This is a genomic window from Streptomyces sp. NPDC045695 (assembly GCF_056432025.1).
In genome coordinates this window covers 20,058-36,411 of record NZ_JBWKJU010000010.1, presented here as the reverse complement: position 1 = coordinate 36,411, position 16,354 = coordinate 20,058, and the positions used below count along the sequence as shown (strand labels likewise).

11 protein-coding genes are annotated in these 16,354 nt (G+C 70.1%); 4 read left to right on the top strand and 7 right to left on the bottom strand.

Translation table 11 applies throughout. The features are described from left to right. The first annotated feature begins 197 nt into the window (after positions 1 to 197). Together AC07DU_RS18945 and AC07DU_RS18940 are read left to right on the top strand one after the other, a co-directional pair. On the top strand, positions 198 to 7,022 hold the full coding sequence (locus AC07DU_RS18945) for a DEAD/DEAH box helicase (RefSeq protein ID WP_479112441.1): 6,825 nt from the start codon (positions 198 to 200) through the stop codon (positions 7,020 to 7,022). Then, positions 7,019 to 9,295 (top strand): UvrD-helicase domain-containing protein, encoded by a 2,277-nt coding sequence (locus AC07DU_RS18940; protein ID WP_479112439.1) that lies wholly within the window; start codon positions 7,019 to 7,021, stop codon positions 9,293 to 9,295. The genes AC07DU_RS18945 and AC07DU_RS18940 overlap by 4 nt, the downstream gene beginning before the upstream one ends. Before the next feature lie 32 nt (positions 9,296 to 9,327). Here the strand turns inward: AC07DU_RS18940 and AC07DU_RS18935 are convergent, their stop codons facing one another. Continuing rightward, positions 9,328 to 9,480: a hypothetical protein gene (locus AC07DU_RS18935; protein WP_479112437.1), complete on the bottom strand. Its 153-nt coding sequence runs from the start codon at positions 9,478 to 9,480 to the stop codon at positions 9,328 to 9,330. A gap of 745 nt (positions 9,481 to 10,225) precedes the next feature. Here AC07DU_RS18935 and AC07DU_RS18930 point away from each other — a divergent pair. Then, positions 10,226 to 10,435 (top strand): hypothetical protein, encoded by a 210-nt coding sequence (locus AC07DU_RS18930; protein ID WP_479112435.1) that lies wholly within the window; start codon positions 10,226 to 10,228, stop codon positions 10,433 to 10,435. After that, entirely contained in the window at positions 10,432 to 10,830 is a 399-nt protein-coding gene (locus AC07DU_RS18925) for a DNA-binding protein (protein WP_479112433.1), read from the top strand. The genes AC07DU_RS18930 and AC07DU_RS18925 overlap by 4 nt, the downstream gene beginning before the upstream one ends. A gap of 142 nt (positions 10,831 to 10,972) precedes the next feature. On the opposite strand, the gene AC07DU_RS18920 is transcribed toward AC07DU_RS18925, so the two are convergent. From AC07DU_RS18920 to AC07DU_RS18895, 6 genes are all read right to left on the bottom strand, one after another. After that, positions 10,973 to 11,632 carry a hypothetical protein gene (locus AC07DU_RS18920; RefSeq protein ID WP_479112431.1) on the bottom strand — a complete coding sequence of 220 codons (660 nt, stop codon included), beginning with the start codon at positions 11,630 to 11,632 and terminating at the stop codon, positions 10,973 to 10,975. Then, positions 11,629 to 12,459: an ATP-binding cassette domain-containing protein gene (locus AC07DU_RS18915; protein ID WP_479112429.1), complete on the bottom strand. Its 831-nt coding sequence runs from the start codon at positions 12,457 to 12,459 to the stop codon at positions 11,629 to 11,631. The genes AC07DU_RS18920 and AC07DU_RS18915 overlap by 4 nt, the downstream gene beginning before the upstream one ends. A 103-nt stretch (positions 12,460 to 12,562) precedes the next feature. Next, positions 12,563 to 13,912: an aminotransferase-like domain-containing protein gene (locus AC07DU_RS18910; protein WP_479112427.1), complete on the bottom strand. Its 1,350-nt coding sequence runs from the start codon at positions 13,910 to 13,912 to the stop codon at positions 12,563 to 12,565. Beyond that, entirely contained in the window at positions 13,905 to 15,020 is a 1,116-nt protein-coding gene (locus AC07DU_RS18905) for an alpha-hydroxy acid oxidase (RefSeq protein ID WP_479112425.1), read from the bottom strand. The genes AC07DU_RS18910 and AC07DU_RS18905 overlap by 8 nt, the downstream gene beginning before the upstream one ends. Further along, a complete protein-coding gene (gene hppD, locus AC07DU_RS18900) occupies positions 15,017 to 16,081 on the bottom strand; it encodes a 4-hydroxyphenylpyruvate dioxygenase (protein WP_479112423.1) in 1,065 nt (354 codons plus the stop codon). The genes AC07DU_RS18905 and hppD overlap by 4 nt, the downstream gene beginning before the upstream one ends. A 47-nt stretch (positions 16,082 to 16,128) precedes the next feature. Beyond that, positions 16,129 to 16,350, bottom strand: coding sequence for an MbtH family protein (locus tag AC07DU_RS18895; RefSeq protein WP_479112421.1), 222 nt, complete (start codon positions 16,348 to 16,350; stop codon positions 16,129 to 16,131). Positions 16,351 to 16,354 lie beyond the last annotated feature (4 nt).

Sequence of the window (16,354 nt, the reverse complement as noted above, 5' to 3'; positions counted from 1 at the left end):
GTGTACCGCTCCCCCAAGATCACCACACAGGTGCAAAGACTGTACGAGGATCCGTTGCCGACCGGCGGGCATCGGACGGGCACCGGCCACGCACTGGCCGGAATCAGTGGCTGGCCTGCATACCCAGGAACGATGTCGTCAGGTCCGTATACCGTTGAGCCAGCTCAACGACCTGGTACGAAGCAGAGGAGAACGTCGTGAGGCCCACGCTGGCCGCCGCGCAGTTGCGGGGCAGTCTCACCCAGTACCTCACGACGACCTACGCGCTCACCGACGAGGACACCCGCCGGGCATTGGAGCGGTTTTTGGAGCATCCGGAGAGCGGGATGTTCCGCGGTCCCTACCTGCGGATCAGGACTCCCTTCCACAAGGCCGCGGCCGGGTGGGAGAAGCACCTGGAGTGGGACCCGGGATTCACCCCGTACCGGCATCAGGCGAAGGCGTACGAGCGACTGAGTACGCTCCACGGGCCGGCCTTGCCCACGCTGGTCACAACCGGGACGGGGTCCGGGAAGACCGAGTCCTTCCTCGTTCCCGTTCTCGACCATTGCCGCCGCGAGAAGGCCCTCGGCCGCGGCGGGGTCAAGGCCGTGCTGCTTTATCCGATGAATGCGCTCGCCTCCGACCAGGCCGGCCGCATCGGCGACTACCTCGCGCAGCCGGAACTGGCCCAAGTGACGGCCGGGCTCTACATCGGCGACCGCCCGGACACGGACTTCCGCCGGGTGATGACCCGGCGCGAGGACATGCGGCAGTCGCCTCCCGACCTGCTGATCACGAACTACAAGATGCTCGACCTCCTGCTCCAGCGGAGCGAGGACCGTGCGCTGTGGCAGGACTCCCGGATCCAGTACGTGGTGCTGGACGAGTTCCACACCTACGACGGGGCGCAGGGTACGGACGTCGCCATGCTGCTGCGCCGCCTGGCGATGACCACGGGCCAGAGCGAGCCCGGGCGTCCTCTCGGTTCGATCTGCCCGGTGGCGACGTCGGCGACCCTCGGCGAAGCCGGGCCGGGATCCGGGCCCGGCGGCATCCTGGAGGTGGCCGCGCAGGTCTTCGGGATACCGTTCCCCTCGGACGCAGTGGTGGGCGAGGAACGGATGACGCCCGAGCAGTTCACCGGAGCGGTGAACTATGCGCTGCCGGAGCCGCCTTCTCCCGAGGAGGTCATCTCCTGCTCGGGCGGCCCCGATGTGGTGTCGCGTCCGGACAAGCTCGATCTCAACGCCCTTGCGGCGCGGATGCTGGGCCAGCAGGGTCTGTCCGCCTTCGAGATCGGGCGACTGCTCAAGCAGCACGACTTCACCCAAGGGGTGTTGTCCCTCCTCGACGGGGATCCCCTGAGTGAATGGGAACTCCGCGACCGGCTGGGCCGGTTCGGTTACGCCTGGGGCCGGACCGCCCGGGAGAATCCCCGCCTTGCCCTCGCAGCCCTCGCGCGGTTCGTGGCCCTGCTGTCCGCCGCCCGCGATCCGGAGTCGGACGAGCGCCGCCCGCGCCCGCTGCTCCATGTGGAGACTCACCTGTGGGTCCGGCCCGTTGGTCGGATCCTGCGCGGAGTCGGTCCCGGAAAGCCGGAGTTCCACTGGTACGAGGACGATCGCGCGCGCCGTTCGGCCCTGCCCGTGATGCCCGCCGACGGCGGCGAGGAGCCCGAGGCCGCTCAGATCGGGCAGGTGACCCGCTCGCACCGGGCGCAGTCCGCGATCGGTGCGGACACCACCGTCCGGCAGGCGAGCGTACGGCTGCCCGCCGTGTACTGCCGCAACTGCGGTCGTTCCGGCTGGGCCGCCATCTCCCCGGAGGCCGATCCCCAGCAGCTCGTCATGGCCCACGACAAGATCTGGCGCGCCAGTGTCGGCCGGGACAAACGGCGGGTCCGGTACTTCATCGCCGCCACGGCCGCGGAGCAGCAGGACACGCTCGCGGCGATGAGCCAGTCCCGCCCCGCGACGGCCGGGGGGCAGCTGCCGGCACTGATCCTGGATGGCGCGCAGGGCACGTACCGACTGCCGGTGATCCAGGACGAGGGGCATCTCCAGGACGCCTGCTTCGTCCTGGCGATCACGGAGAAGAAGGCCGCCGACAAAGCCGCCGTCGATCAGCGCTGCCCTGCCTGCGACACCGACAACGCCATGCGCTTCCTCGGCACGCGGCTGGCGGCCCTGGCCGCGGCGACGGTGACCCAGCTCTTCACCGGGCAGGAGGTCGCGCTCGAAGCGGAGGAGCGTAAGACCCTCCTGTTCAACGACTCGACCCAGGATGCCGCCCACCGTGCGGGCTACGTGGCGAACCGCTCGTTCACGTTCTCGCTGCGCTCGCTGCTCGCGCGCAACCTGGACGAGTCCGGCCGGCCCGTGGCCCTCAACGACCTGATCGGCAACGTCCTCGACTCCGTCGAGGACCCGCAGGCCCTTGCCGCCGTCGTGCCGCCCGACCTCTACGACGAGCCCGGTGTGGACCGTCTGCTCTCCGGGCGGGGCACGGGCGACCTGCGGACCTGGAAGTTCATCGGCGAACGGCTCGCCTTCGCCACTGTCATGGAGTTCGGGCTCCGCTCCCGGCAGGGCCGCACCCTGGAGCTGACCCGGACGGCGGCCGCCGAGGTCGTCATCGAGGACCAGCACCGGATCACGATGCTCGCCCGTGACGTCCACATGACCTTGCCCGGGCAAATGCTCGGCACCGGCCTGCCGACCTCCGAACGCTATCTGGCTTTCGTACGCGGACTGCTGGAGCGGATTCGGCTGCGCGGCGGGCTCCGGCACCGCTGGCTGGAGCCCTGGATGAAGGACGCCGGGGTGACCCGGTTCAAGATCTGGGGCGGCCGGCCCGACGGGATGCCGGCGTTCCCCAACAGCGTGGCCGCGCCTCGGTTCCTGCTCGACGGCGAGAAGGGCAAGTCCGACTTCGACTCGACGACGGCCAAGGCCGGCTGGTACCAGGACTGGGCACGTCGCTGCCTGGGGCTCGACACCCCGGGGGCAGCCGAGTACCTACGCCGGCTGCTGCCCGTACTCGTCGACGAGGGCCTCCTAGCAGTGCGCACGTCGCAGGACCGGGCGACCAAGGTCTACGGCCTGCAGCCCGGCCATGTCGAGGTGCGGCTGCTCGAGGACGACATCGTCAACAAGGCCTTCGTCTCGTGCGAGGCCTGCGGCTGGGAGCAGGTGGTGCACCCGTCCCGGCGGACGCGCTGGTACGGGCACCCCTGCCCCCGGTACCGGTGCCGTGGCCAGATCACCGCGCCGCAGCCGGGTCTGGCCACGGTGTCGTCCTCCGGTGCCACCAGCTTCGGCGGCCCCCGGCCGCGCGACTACCGCGACGACTACTACCGCCACCTCTACCGGACGGGTGGCACCTTCCGCGTGGTCACGGCCGAGCACACCGGCATGCTCACCCGGCCCCAGCGCGAGCGGGTGGAGCGGACCTTCCGCGACGGCACCCACTACACCGACCCGAACGTGCTCTCTTGCACTCCCACTCTGGAACTCGGCATCGACATCGGGGACCTGTCCGCCGTGCTGCTGGGATCGCTCCCGAAGGGCCCTGCCAATTACGTGCAGCGAGCGGGACGCGCGGGGCGCAAGACCGGCAACGCCCTGGTGGTGGCCTTCGGTGGCCGTCGCGCCCGCGACCTGTACTACCTCGACGAGCCACGGGAGATGATCGCCGGGGACATCGTGCCGCCCGGCTGCTACCTCTCCGCAGTGGAGATCCTGCGCCGCCAGTACACGGCCCACCTCCTGGACCTCGCGGCCCGGGGCCGGCTCACCACGAGCGATGGGGAACAGCTGCAGCCCGCACCGCGTCTGGTATCGGCGCTGTTCGGCAGCACTGCCTGGTGCCAGGAGCTCGCGGATGCGGCCCTCGCCCATGGCGCCGCGCTCGTTGAAGCTTTCCTGGAGCTCTTCCCCACGCTCCCGGGCCGACCGGACACCGGCGTGTCCGACCAGGCCGCCGAGGAACTGCGGAAGTACGCAAGCGGGGGGATCGTACGGGCGCTCCAGGAGGCCGAAGAGGAATGGACCGGCCGCGGTGAGGAACTCCGCCGCCGGATCCGCGCCATCGACACGGCCATGGACCAGCTCGTACGCAGTGACCCCGAGCAGGAACGCGAGTGGCGCGAGTTGCGTGCCGAGCGCTACGCGACGGGCAACCTGCTACGCGACCTCAACCAGACCAGCGCCCACGGAGCCCTCGTCGAGCTGGGACTCCTGCCCAACTACACACTCTCGGACACCACCACCCAGCTGGAGGCCACGCTCTACTGGACCGAGCAACCCGAGACCGAAGGGGCCAAGAAGACCTACCACAGCGAGGTCCGGGACTACGAGCGCTCACGCCGGTCGGCCCTCTCGGAGCTGGCACCCGGCAACAGCTTCTACGTCAACGGCTACAAGCACGTGGTCCGGGCCCTGGACATCGGTAGCCCGGAACGCCGCGCCTGGTCGGTGTGGCGGCTGTGCCCTGCGTGCGGCTACACCCGGACGGAGAACGCACAAGCCGACGCCTCGCCCTGCCCCCGGTGCGGTGGCCGCGAGATCGCCGACGCGGGCTGTGTCCAGCGCGTGCTCGAACCGAAGCGGGTCATGTCGCGCGACAAGCGGGACGACGCCCGGGTCCGTGACGACAAGGACGAGCGGGACAGCAAGAGGTACGCGGTCCTCACGACCGTGGACATCGACCCCGTACACCTGGCTGCGGGCTCCTGGCGCCACGACACCGCCGTGTTCGGCGTCGACTTCACCCGCCATGCGGTGGTACGCACGCTCAACCTGGGCCTCGACCGCCAGGACGGGAGCAGCACCGTGCCTCTGGCTGGGGCGGATGTGCGCATCAACCCGTTCTACGTCTGCACAAGTTGCGGTGGCGCCACCTCCGAAGGACGCCCTGTCGTGGACCACCACCAGGACGCACTCACCGAATCCGTCGCCGCGGCGACCAAGGCCAGTGCTCACCACCAACTGTGGTGCCCGCGTCGCAAGGTCCGTACAAGCAGCCCGGAAGGCCAGGGGAAGGGCGAGGACGTGCCCCTGCTCCTGGCCCACGAGCTGACCACCGAGGCCGTCCGGATCCTGCTCCCCGCATCGGTCGCCCGCGTCAAGGAACGCTTGGCGTCCTTCACCGCCGCCCTCTTCGTGGGCATAGCCGCACGCTACGGCGGCGACCCGGACCACATCGACATCACCGCCGCGTCCATGCCGGACGGCCACGACGCGGAATGGCCTCGCCGATTCCTCGTCGTCTACGACCGGCTGCCGGGGGGCACCGGCTACCTGCACCGACTCGCCACCTCCGAGGGCTTCCGCGAGGTTCTACTCAAGGCTCGCGAGGTCATCGACAGCTGCCCGTGCATCGAGAAGGGCCTCGACGGCTGCCACCGCTGTCTGCTGCGCCGCGTGCCGGCCGGCGACTACGACAAGGTCAGCCGCAATGAGGTGCGGCAGATGCTCGACGAGCTACTGGGAGCCGACGGCAGCGACTGGGTCACCTCACCAGTGGCGGCCACGCACCAGATCCCGCTGGAACAGCAGGCCGAGAGCGATCTGGAGGTCATGTTCCTGGAGACCTTGAGCGAATGGGCCCAGCAGCCCTCGGCCAAGGCCAGCGCGGACGCCTACACGACCACGGCCGGAACGTACTCGTTGGACCTGCGCCTGACCGGCGCTGACGGGGCCACCGTCAGCTGGCGTGTCTCCCAGCAGAGGATTCTCGACGGCACCCGCCCCGACGTCCTCTTCGAACGCACGGATGCACCCGGTCCGCGGATCGCGCTCTACCTCGACGGGTACGAGTTTCACGCCGGGCCGAAGCACAAGGACAGGCTGGCCGACGACGCCGTCAAGCGCACCCGGCTGCGCGCCGACGGGGTTCGGGTCTTCCAGCTCACTTACTACGACGTAAAGGACTGGCGGACTCGCGTCCGCGACACGGGGTACGCGAGCGCGGGGCCGGAGCACCCGGTCTGGGTGCCCTACGGCGAGCAAGGGCAGAAGCGTGCCCGCGACTTCTACGCAGGCGTGCACGGCGGTCTGGCCGGCGAACTGGCCGCCACTGTGTGGGTGAATCCGGCGGAGCTTCTGATCGCTCATCTGCGTGCTCCGGACGCTGCGCTGTGGCAGCAGCGTGCCGAGGCCACCGTCGCCGGATTGCTAGGCGCCGGAGCCCGGATCGCTCCACTGCATCCGCAAGCGGTCGGTGAGCAGCTCCTCGCCGCCCTGCGGGGCGACGCTCCGCAGGGTCCCCAGGGTCCGGTGCAGGTGCTGGCGGCAGTCGACGCCGCGGGGTGCGCCTTGGCCGCTGCGGCGGACGGCCGCCACCGGCCGCCGATGTGGACCGCGTTGGCCCTGCTTGATGACCGCGACCAGGCCCTGTCGGACGAGGACGGGCACAAGCGGCGCTGGCAGGGCTGGCTCTACTGGAGCAACGTGCTGCAGTTCCTGGAGCACGGCGGCGGTGACAGCGTCCAGTTGACGACCAGTCTGCTGGACGGCTTCAGCACCGATGGCCTCGCCGTCACGGGTGGTGCGGGATGGCTCGAATCCCAGCGGGTCGAGCGCCCGACCGCCGACACGGCACACCCCGCCGGGATCCTTGATGGAACGCCAGGCCCGACCATCCCCATGTCTCAGCCGGCCCAGCCCTCCGATACCGTTCAGGACGCCGTTTGGGAGCAGGTGCTGGAGTTCCTCGACCCGGAGGAGCCCGGGCTGCTTCCCCTCACCCAAGGGCTTCTCGCACTCGGAGTGGCGACGCCGGAAGTCGGCTACGAGCTGGACGAGCACGGCTGGATGGCCGAACTCGCCTGGCCCGCCGCTCGCATCGCCGTGGTGACGGCCCACCGGCCGTCCGACGGTGAACGGGACCACGATGCGGAGGACCGGGACAAGGCCTTCACCTCGGCGGGCTGGTGGATCCGCACGGCCGCCTCCTGCTCCCCCCAGGACATTGCAGACCTCCTCGACGCAGCGGAGGACAAAGCCACGGACACGAACGACGGAGACCAGCAGCGATGACGACCACAGGCGTGACCCTGCGTCTGCTCGACAAGGCGGACAAGGAGATCCTGAGGCTGCCGCGTGCGGTCAAGGGCGCGATCTACGACTTCCAGCACAAGTTCAAGGAGAATCCTCAGCTCCGGGGCCTGCGGCTGAAGCAGCTCGAAGGCCACGACCGACTCTGGTCGGCACGTATCAACGACGAGTACAGGGTCCTGCTGCTGCGCCTGGCCGAAACGGACTGGCTCATCGTCTCCGTCAAGCACCGCAAGGAGGCGTACGAGAAGCTCGATCGGCTCTCGTACGGCATCAACCGGATCACCGGCGGCATCGAGTACGTCGACCTCGAAATCATCGAGGAAAGCGTCCTTCGCCGCGCGGCGGCCCCCGGGTCTACCACCGCCCCCACCGAGCCCACCCCTGCTCCCGCAGCCGAGCCGGTCCCCGTCCCGCTGTTCGCCGCGTTCTCCGACGAGCAGCTCACCGAACTCGGCGTAGCCGGACCGCTCGTACCGGTCGTCCGGACCCTGACCACCGAGGATCAGCTCCTCGGGCTCGCCGAGTACGCCCCTCAGCTCACCTCCGAAGTCCTCCTCGCGCTCCACGACGGTGCGTCGTACGAGGCGGTGCTGGAGCAGATCACCCATCCCGTCTCCGCCCCGGACCCGGTCGACACCGACGACTTCCGGGCCGCTGCCGAGCGGCCGGCCACCATGGTCACGACGACGGACGAGGCCCTGCGCGAAGCGCTGGAGGGCGGCGACTTCGGCCGTTGGAAGGTCTTCCTCCACCCGACCCAGTCCATGCTCGTCGAACGCGAGTACTCGGGTCCCGCCCGGGTCGGGGGTGGGCCGGGCACCGGCAAGACCATCGTGGCCCTGCACAGGGTCAAGCACCTGGTGGACCGACTGCCCCCGGGCCGCAACAAGCCCGTACTCCTCACCACGTACAACAAGAACCTTGCCGCCGACCTGAAGTCACGGCTGCTCCAACTGGGCGGCGAGGAACTGCTGGCACGCGTGGAGATCAGCCACGTCGACCAGCTCGCGCTGCGGGTCGTACGGGAGGCCGAACCGGGAAGCTCCAAGCAGACCCTCGACGAGAGCCAGGCACTGCGTGAATGGCGTGCCATGCTCGACGAACTCGGCGAAACCGGGTGGGACGCCCAGTTCCTGCACGACGAGTGGACCCAGGTCATCCTCGGACAGGCCGTCGCGTCCCGGACCGAGTACTTCCGCGCACGCCGCGCCGGCCGGGGCAAGAACATCGCGCGGGCCGAGCGCGCCGAGATCTGGCAGCTCGCGGAGCGGTTCACCCAGCGACTCGACCGCCTCGGACGGCAGACCTGGGAGCAGGTCGCCGAGCGCGCGGCCCGGCTCGAGATGGACCGCGAGCGTCGCATCCAGATCATCGAGCGTCAGCGCGAAGAGGCGGGCGGGCTGGATAACATCCACCTCCAGGCCGGCTCCGCGGGCTGGCTGCGCCACCGCTTCCAGCACATCATCGTCGACGAGGCCCAGGATCTGCGGGCCGCGCACTGGAAGCTGCTGCGAGCGATGGCACCGCGTGCCGCCAACGACATCTTCCTCGTGGGCGACACGCACCAGCGCATCTACGGCAACCAAGTCACGCTCGGGAGCCTCGGGGTTCACATCCGCGGGCGTTCGGCCAAGCTGACCTTGAGCTACCGAACGACCCGGCAGATCCTCGGCTCCGCACTCGGTGTGCTCAGCGGCGAGAGCTTCGATGACCTGGACGGCAGCACCGAGGACCTGGCCGGGTACAGGTCCGTCCTCACCGGAGGTATTCCGCAGCTGTACGGCTGCGACGACTGGGAGTCCGAGCAGGAGTCGATCGCCGCGCTTCTCGCCGACTGGATCGCCCTGCCGACACCGCCCGCCCAGATCGCCATCTGCGTTCCGACCAATGCCATGGCGAGCCAGCTTGCCTACACCCTTCTTGCCCACAAGGGGATCAAGGCCGTCGAGATCGGTCCTGAGGGCCCCCGTGGAGACGAGGGCGTCCACATCGGCACGATGTTCCGCTTCAAGGGGCTTGAGTACCAGCGGATGGTCATCGCGGGGGTCCGGGACGGTCTCGTACCTCGGGAAGCGGTGCACCAGCTGCGCGGCTCGGATGCTGTCCGTTACCGGCGCGAGCTCCAGCGGGCTCGTTCTCTCCTCTTCGTCGCAGCCACTCGGTCCCGGGACAGTCTCGCCATCTTTTGGCACGGCCGCCCGAGCCCGTTCCTCGAACCGCTCATGAACCTGCCTGCCTCAGAAGCACGGTGACTGGATGCCAATCCGGGCGATCAAGCGGCGCCCTAGCTCATCAGCTGCTCGACGGCCGCAGGTAGCATGTGCAGCGCCCCCGGCTGGGTGGCCAGTGCCGGCAGCGAACCCGACGGCCAGTCGGCCAAGCCCTTGACCCGTTGCGCCGCGATCTCGGGACTTTCAAGATCCAGTCGTTTCGGCACCGGGCGATGCCAGGCCCCGCTAGGCTTCCCTCGCTAGGTCGGCGCACCGTAGCGATGTATGCACGCAACGGCGATGCGGGGGCGGGTACCTGAGGGTGAGTGGAGACGCCTTTCGCCGTGCGGGCATGACTGCTGATGCTCACAAGGAGCGCGCCAGCTATCACGCTCTTGCGCTGCTTGCCAATGGCGCCGGCTGCTACCTGAGCGACCCGCAGGTCGACTATGACTGCCTCGATGTCACTGTCGTCGCCTCAGGCCCCCGACGGGTGCGGCGCTGTCGGTTCGACGTGCAGCTCAAGGCGAGCAGCAGTCGCCACACCGCGCGCGAGCTCCGTAATGGCGAATCGGGCGGTCTCGTGGCACGGAGCGCTCAGACTCGACGGCGAACACGGTCCGCTGCTCGTCTCCGTGCAGAAGCAGGGGCCAGTCCATGAGTCGGGCGGTACCGCTGGGCACCCGCCCTCGGTGCGGCAGACGCGTTACCGTCATCAAGAGCTCTACGGATCTTGTCGCTTTCTGCGGGACGACCGCGTGTCGCCGGAATTCCTGCTCCTCCGTGGCCGCGTGGGAGCGCCGGTCGGAGAGCTCCTCTCTCCGGTGAGTGATCTTACTCCAGGCGGCTCGCGCGCCTCGATTCCCTCGGTCCCGGGGATGAGGTCGGTCTGCAGCGGTGCGGGAGCAGAACGACGGGCGGTTTCCGGGACGGGCAGGACGTTCCGACGCGGGGAACCAGGCCGACAGGCGCTTGGTCCAGGCGATCCGTGAGCGGGTCGGCAAGCGAGGCGTGTCCGCGTACCTGGAGAAGGCCGCGCAGCGGCAGATCGAGCGTGACAACCTGGACGAGCTGATCGCCGACTTCGACAAGACTCACGGCCCCGCCGACCCGGAGGCTGTGGCCGCCAAGCGGGCCAAGCTCACCGGCGGCGCCTCCTCCGGGGCCGAGGCGGCCGCGTGAGCGGCGCGCTCGTCCTGGACAGCGAGGGCCTGGCCAAGGCCGTCCAGCGCGACCGGGAAGTCCACGAGTGGCTCACCGCCGCCCGCGATGCCGATCTTCCGGTGATCACCTCGGCCTCGGTGCTCGTCGAGGTGATCCACCCCAGGATCAACGACGCCGCGCTCAAGTGGACGCTGTCCCGGCTGCGGGTCGAACCGGTGCCCCAGGCCCTCGCCCAGTCCGCCGCCGGTCTGCTGCGCGCGGCCGGGCTGCACGGCCACACGTACGCCATCGACGCCATGCTCTGCGCCACCGCCCTCGCCCAGCCAGGCCGAGTCACCATCCTGACGTCCGACGTCGAGGACATCGCCATGCTCACCACCGGCCACTCACGCGTCGCCGTGGAGAAGGTCTGACGGGCACTGGTTGAGACACGCCGTCGCACGTCGTTCCGTTCCAGCATGGAACCGGTGTGACGATCCGCCTTCCCGGCTCCTCCGCCGTTCGGCTCGCCCTGGCTGATCGACGAGCCGACGGCACGGACGCGGACCCGACGATCTACTCCCTGCGCCCGGCGACGAACTGCGTGGCAGCGGTGAACACGGCAAGGATCACCGCGGAGATCGCGAGCATGGCACCCGTGGGGGCGAGCAGTTTCGCCGCGTCGGGGGTCGTGGCCATCAAGGTGAACAGACGGTTGACCGGAGGCATGCCCTTGACGAAGAGGGCTCCCATCACCAACGCGAGGGCGGCGACCAGCGCATATCCCTGCCGTTTGAAGACCAGTTTCGAGCACAGTACGCCGATGGCGATGCCGACGAGGGCACAGGTGAGCTGTGCCTCGAGGCCCAGCAGGAGGTCGGTCGTGGTGACCACGTAGTCGCCCATCCACAGCGGGAAGAACAGTCCGAAGACCATCAGGACGAGACAGCTCAGCAGGGCCGTGCCGATCGCCGCGAGCAGGACCGTGAGCGACCGGCCGCCCGCGGTGATGACGACGATCGCCCGCTGCGGCGGGTCGTCCAGGCTCATCAGAGCGATGGTCAGCCAGGTCGAGCAAACGAACAGCGCGCCGGCGGAAGAGGCGTAGGCGGGGGGCAGCGGGCCGCTGCCGTTGACGGTCAGCACGCCCATGAGACCCATGAACAGGAGCAGCGGGGCGAGGTAGCGCTGCGTGTGCAGCACGGTGGCGAAGGTGTAGCGGATGAGCGCGCTCACCGCATGTCTCCGTTCGTCGCGGCGTTAGGCGCCCGGTGGTGGTTCGTGGTCGTCCCGTTGACGCGCTCGACGGACCAGCCGTGCTGGAGCGCTGTGAGCAGCAGAGCGTCGACGGACTCGCGTCCCACACGCATCCTGACGCCCGTGACGTCCTGGCTCACCGTCAGTACGCCGTCCAGTTGTCCCCAGGCGAGGTCCAGCGGTACGCGGCCGTCCCGAGCCGCGGTCAGGACGACATCGGACGCGGGCCGCCGCTCGGTGGCGCACGGCTCCGGTCCACGCAACGAAACGCGGCCCTTGGCGACGGTGTAGGTCCGGGTGGCGCGGGCCCGGGTCACCGACTCGCGGTGGTCGGTGAACACCACCGTGCCGCCGGAGGCCGCGATCTCGGTCATGATCTCGGCGAGCACGCCGTGGGCATCGGCATCCAGCCCGGACCACGGCTCGTCCAGGACAAGCAGCCCGGGTTCCACCAGGAGGGCCTGGGCCAGCGCGACCTTCTGCGCGTTGCCCTTCGACAGGCTCCGCAGGGGGGCGTGCTTGCCGCCCACCAGCGCGAGCCGGTCCAGTAGCCGGCCGGCCCGAGCCGAGGCGACCGAGGTGGTCAGCCCGCGGACGCGGCCCATGTGCGTCAGGTACGCCGCGGCCGACATGCGTTCGTTGGGGGAGAACCGGTCCGGGACGTACCCGACAACGGGCGGCCGGGCGCCCACCGTTCCGCGGGTTGGCCGGGACAGCCCCACCGCGATCCGCAGCAGGGTCGACTTCCCCGATCCGTTCCCGCCCGCGAAGGCCACGACCTCGCCGGCCGGGGCCTCCACGTCCACGTCTCTCAGGATCCAATCGCCACGGCCGTAGCGCTTGCTCACTGATTCAAGACGTAACAACTGATCTCCTTCGTCCGGTGCAAAATCCCCACGTGCTCGCAGATTACGGGGCTCGGCCTTCGCGCTGCATAAGCTGAGTATTCGTGGCGAGGGCGCAGCCCCGTTCAGCGAAGAGGGCTGCGAGCCGGTCGAGCCCCTCCTCGATGTCGGCACCCGTGAGGGAACTCACGGAGAGACGGAGCTCGTGGGAACCGCCCGGTCCACTGTAGAAGTGGCCCATCGGTGTCCAGAGCACGCCGAAGCGCCGCGCGGACAGTTCCAGCAGGTCGTCGTCGACCGTGAACGGCACAGTCACACAGACGAAGAACCCGCCGGCGGGGGTGTTCCAGGAGACGCCCTCGCAGTTCCCGAACCTGGCCTCCAGCCCGTCCACGACCTGGCGGAGGTTGCGCCGGTAGACCTCCTGTTCGCGGCTGTTCGCCGCGTCCAGGCTGAACCCGTTCTCCAACAGCGCCCCGCCGACGACCGCCTGGGCGATGGGCGAGGTGTTCACCGTCACCATGCTCTTGATCTTGGAGAGCTGGTCGGCGAACAGGCCGGTGACGCCCTGCGCGTCACGGACGCGCTGATCGGCCACCGCGTAGCCGACCCTGGCTCCGGGCAGCACCGTCTTGGCGAAGGAGCCCAGATAGACCACGCGACGGCCGGTGTCCAGCGCCTTGAGGGTGGGCGGTGTTCCCCCACCGCCGTGGAACAGGCCGTACGGGTTGTCCTCCAGCAGGAGGATGTCCTCCTGCTCGGCCACCTCCAGCAGTGCGCGCCGGGTGGCCAGGTCCATGCTGAGACCGGACGGGTTGGCGAAATCGGGCATCACGTAGCACGCCCGCGGGCGCTGCCCCCGCTGCCTCGCGCCGCGGATCTGCGCGACCAGGTCGTCCAGGTCGATGCCCGCCACGCCGCCGGCGACGGGCAGGACGGGCATCTCGACCAGCCGTGCCGCGCCGGTGAGACCGACGTACATGGGCGAGACCGAGAGCAGGACGTCGCGGGGGTCGGCGCGCAGCGCCCGCAGGACCAAGAACATCGCCTCCTGGCAGCCGACGGTGACCACGACCGCCTCCGGGTCGGCGTCGATGCCCTCGTCGCACGCGAGGCTGCGGGCGATGAGGCCGTGCACGATGCCCTTGGTGCGGCCGTACTGGCACAGCGTCCGGCTCACCTTCTCCGGGGAGTAGCCCAGTTCGCCGGAGAGGTGGTCGCTGAACGTCCGCAGCCGGCGGTTGACGGACTCCACGTCGAAGAACCGCTCCACGGGGCGGCCCGGCGCGAAGGACAGCGCCTCGGGGTAGCGCCCGGTGATCTCGTTGAGGAAGTTCATCGACGTGAGCGCCGGGTCCTCCAGCGATCCGTGCAGCTCGGCCGTGACCAGGTCCACGGGGTCCGTGTCACGCATGGGCGGCGGTCCTCTCCGTACGCAGCGCTGCCGCGGCCGTTGCGTCGGCGCAGCCGGCCAGGGTCATGCCCTGGCCCAACTCGGTGCGCACCAGGTCCAGTACCTGCTCCACGCCCCGCTCACCGCCCGCCGCCAGGCCCCACAGCACCGGCCGGCCGAGCAGGACGCCCCGGGCGCCGAGGGCCAGCGCCTTGAGCACGTCCGTGCCGCCTCGCACGCCGCTGTCCAGCAGGACCTCGCACGCGCCGCCGACGGCCTCGGCCACTGCGGGCAGCGCCCGGACACTGGACACGGCGCCGTCCAGCTGACGACCTCCGTGGTTGGACACCACGACGGCGTCGGCGCCCGCGTCCACCGCCGAGCGGGCGTCGCGCGGGTCGAGGATCCCCTTGACCACCAGGGGCAGCGACGTCCGGTCGCGCAGCTCGGCCAGGTCGCGCCAGGTCAGCCCGGGCGCGAACGCGGCGCTGGTGTGCACGGCGAGCGCGGAGTCGCCGCCGAACCGGCGGTGCGCATCGGTGGCCGGGCCGCTGTCCAGATTGGCCGCCCGCACGTGGCGGGGAAGCACGAAGCCGTTGCGGACGTCCCGGAGCCTGCGGCCCATCAGCGGGACGTCGACGGTGACCATGAGCGCCTCGCAGCCGGCGGCCTCGGCGCGGGCGACCAGTTCGTGGTTCTTGGCCCGGTCGCGCAGGCAGTAGAGCTGGAACCAGGTGGTCGCCCCGGTCGCGGCGACGTCCTCGACCCGGTGGCTGCTCAGGGTGCTCACGACGAAGGGGACGCCGGCCGCGCGGGCCGCCCGCGCGGCGGCGAGTTCGCCGTCGTCGTGGAGCAGCCGCTGGTAGGCCATGGGGGCGACCGCGACGGGCATGGCGGCGTGGCTGCCGAGCAGCCGGGTGCGCGTGTCGGCCTCGGCGACGCCGGTGAGGACGCGCGGCACGAGGGCCACCTCGGCGAAGGCGGCGCGGTTCGCGGCCATGACCGTCTCCGTGCCGCTGCCGCCCTCGACGAAGTCCCAGGTGCCGGGCTCCAGCACCGCGCGGGCGTCGGCGCGGACGTCCTCCAGGCACACCGGATCGGGCGCCTTCAGCACCTCGGCGACGGTCATCCCAGCTGCTCCGCTTCGACGGCCTCGTACAGCGCCTTGATGTTGCCGCTGCCGAAGGTGGTGGCCCCGGCCCGCTCGATGACCTCGAAGAACAGCGTCCTGCGGGGGTGGACGGACCTGGTGAAGATCTGGAAGAGCTGACCGGCGTGGTCCTCGTCGGCCAGGACGTCGAGGGCGGCGAGCCGGTCCGTGGAGTGCCGTACCAGCCGCAGCCGGTCTCCCAGCATGTGGTAGTAGGTGGCGGGGGTGCTCAGGAAGTCGACGCCCCGGGTGCGCATGGTGCCCACCGAGGCCACGATGTCCTCGGTGCGGAAGGCGATGTGCTGGACACCGGCACCGCCGTGGTTCTTGATGAAGAAGTCGATCTGCCCGGGCTCCCGGCGGGTGTCGGGCTCGATGAGGGTGAGCGTCACCGTGCCGGACGGGTTCTGGACGACTTCGGAGTCCATCGCCTGCGCACCGACGACGATCTTCTCGGTGAAGGTGTTGCGGAAGTCGAGGACCCGCTCGTAGAACTCGACGACGGACCGGAGTTCGCCTGGTTCCAGGCACACCGCGAAGTGGTCGATCTCCAACAGCCCGGTCGGTGCGCCGGGTTCACGGCCGCTCGCGGGGACGAAGCCGGGGAGCCGGTCCGCGGGCACGCCTTCGCGGCGCTGGACGAACGTGTGCCGGACGTCGCCGAAGGCCATCACCGAGGCGGTGGTGACGCCGTCCCGTTCGGCCGGTTGCGCGGCGGGCCGGGCGCCGCGGCGGACGGCCTCGGCGAAGGCGGCCGCGGCGTCGGGCACCTTCAGGGCGATGTCGGCGACCCCCTCGCCGTGCAGGCGGGTGTACACGGCGGCCGGGTGGTCGTCGTCCACCGCCTCGGTCAGTACCAGCCGTATCCGCTCGCGGCCGACCGCAGCGGAACGCGCTCCGTCCTCCGCGTCACCCCTGGCGTACACCTCGAGGCCGTAGGTGCGGGCGAGTTCGGCCGCATTGGCGTCGAGGTCTTCGACGTAGAGCGTCACATGGTCGATGGACATTTCCTGGAAGCCGGTGTTGCGTGGTGCGTTCACAGCCGCGTTCTCCTGAGTAGTGCCGTTCGTTCCCCCGTCGGTGCGCGTCAGCCGGCGCTGTCTCCCATCGCCGCGACCAGGCTGGCGGGGCGCATGTCGGTCCAGCTGTCCTCGATGTGGTCCAAGCAGGCCTGCCGGCCCGCCTCGCCGAACACCGCGGTCCAGCCGGCGGGGACGTCGGCGAACGCCGGCCAGAGGGAGTGCTGTCCTTCGTCGTTGCGCAGCACGAAGTAGGTGCCGTTCTCGTCCTCGAAGGGGTCGGTCGCCATGTGT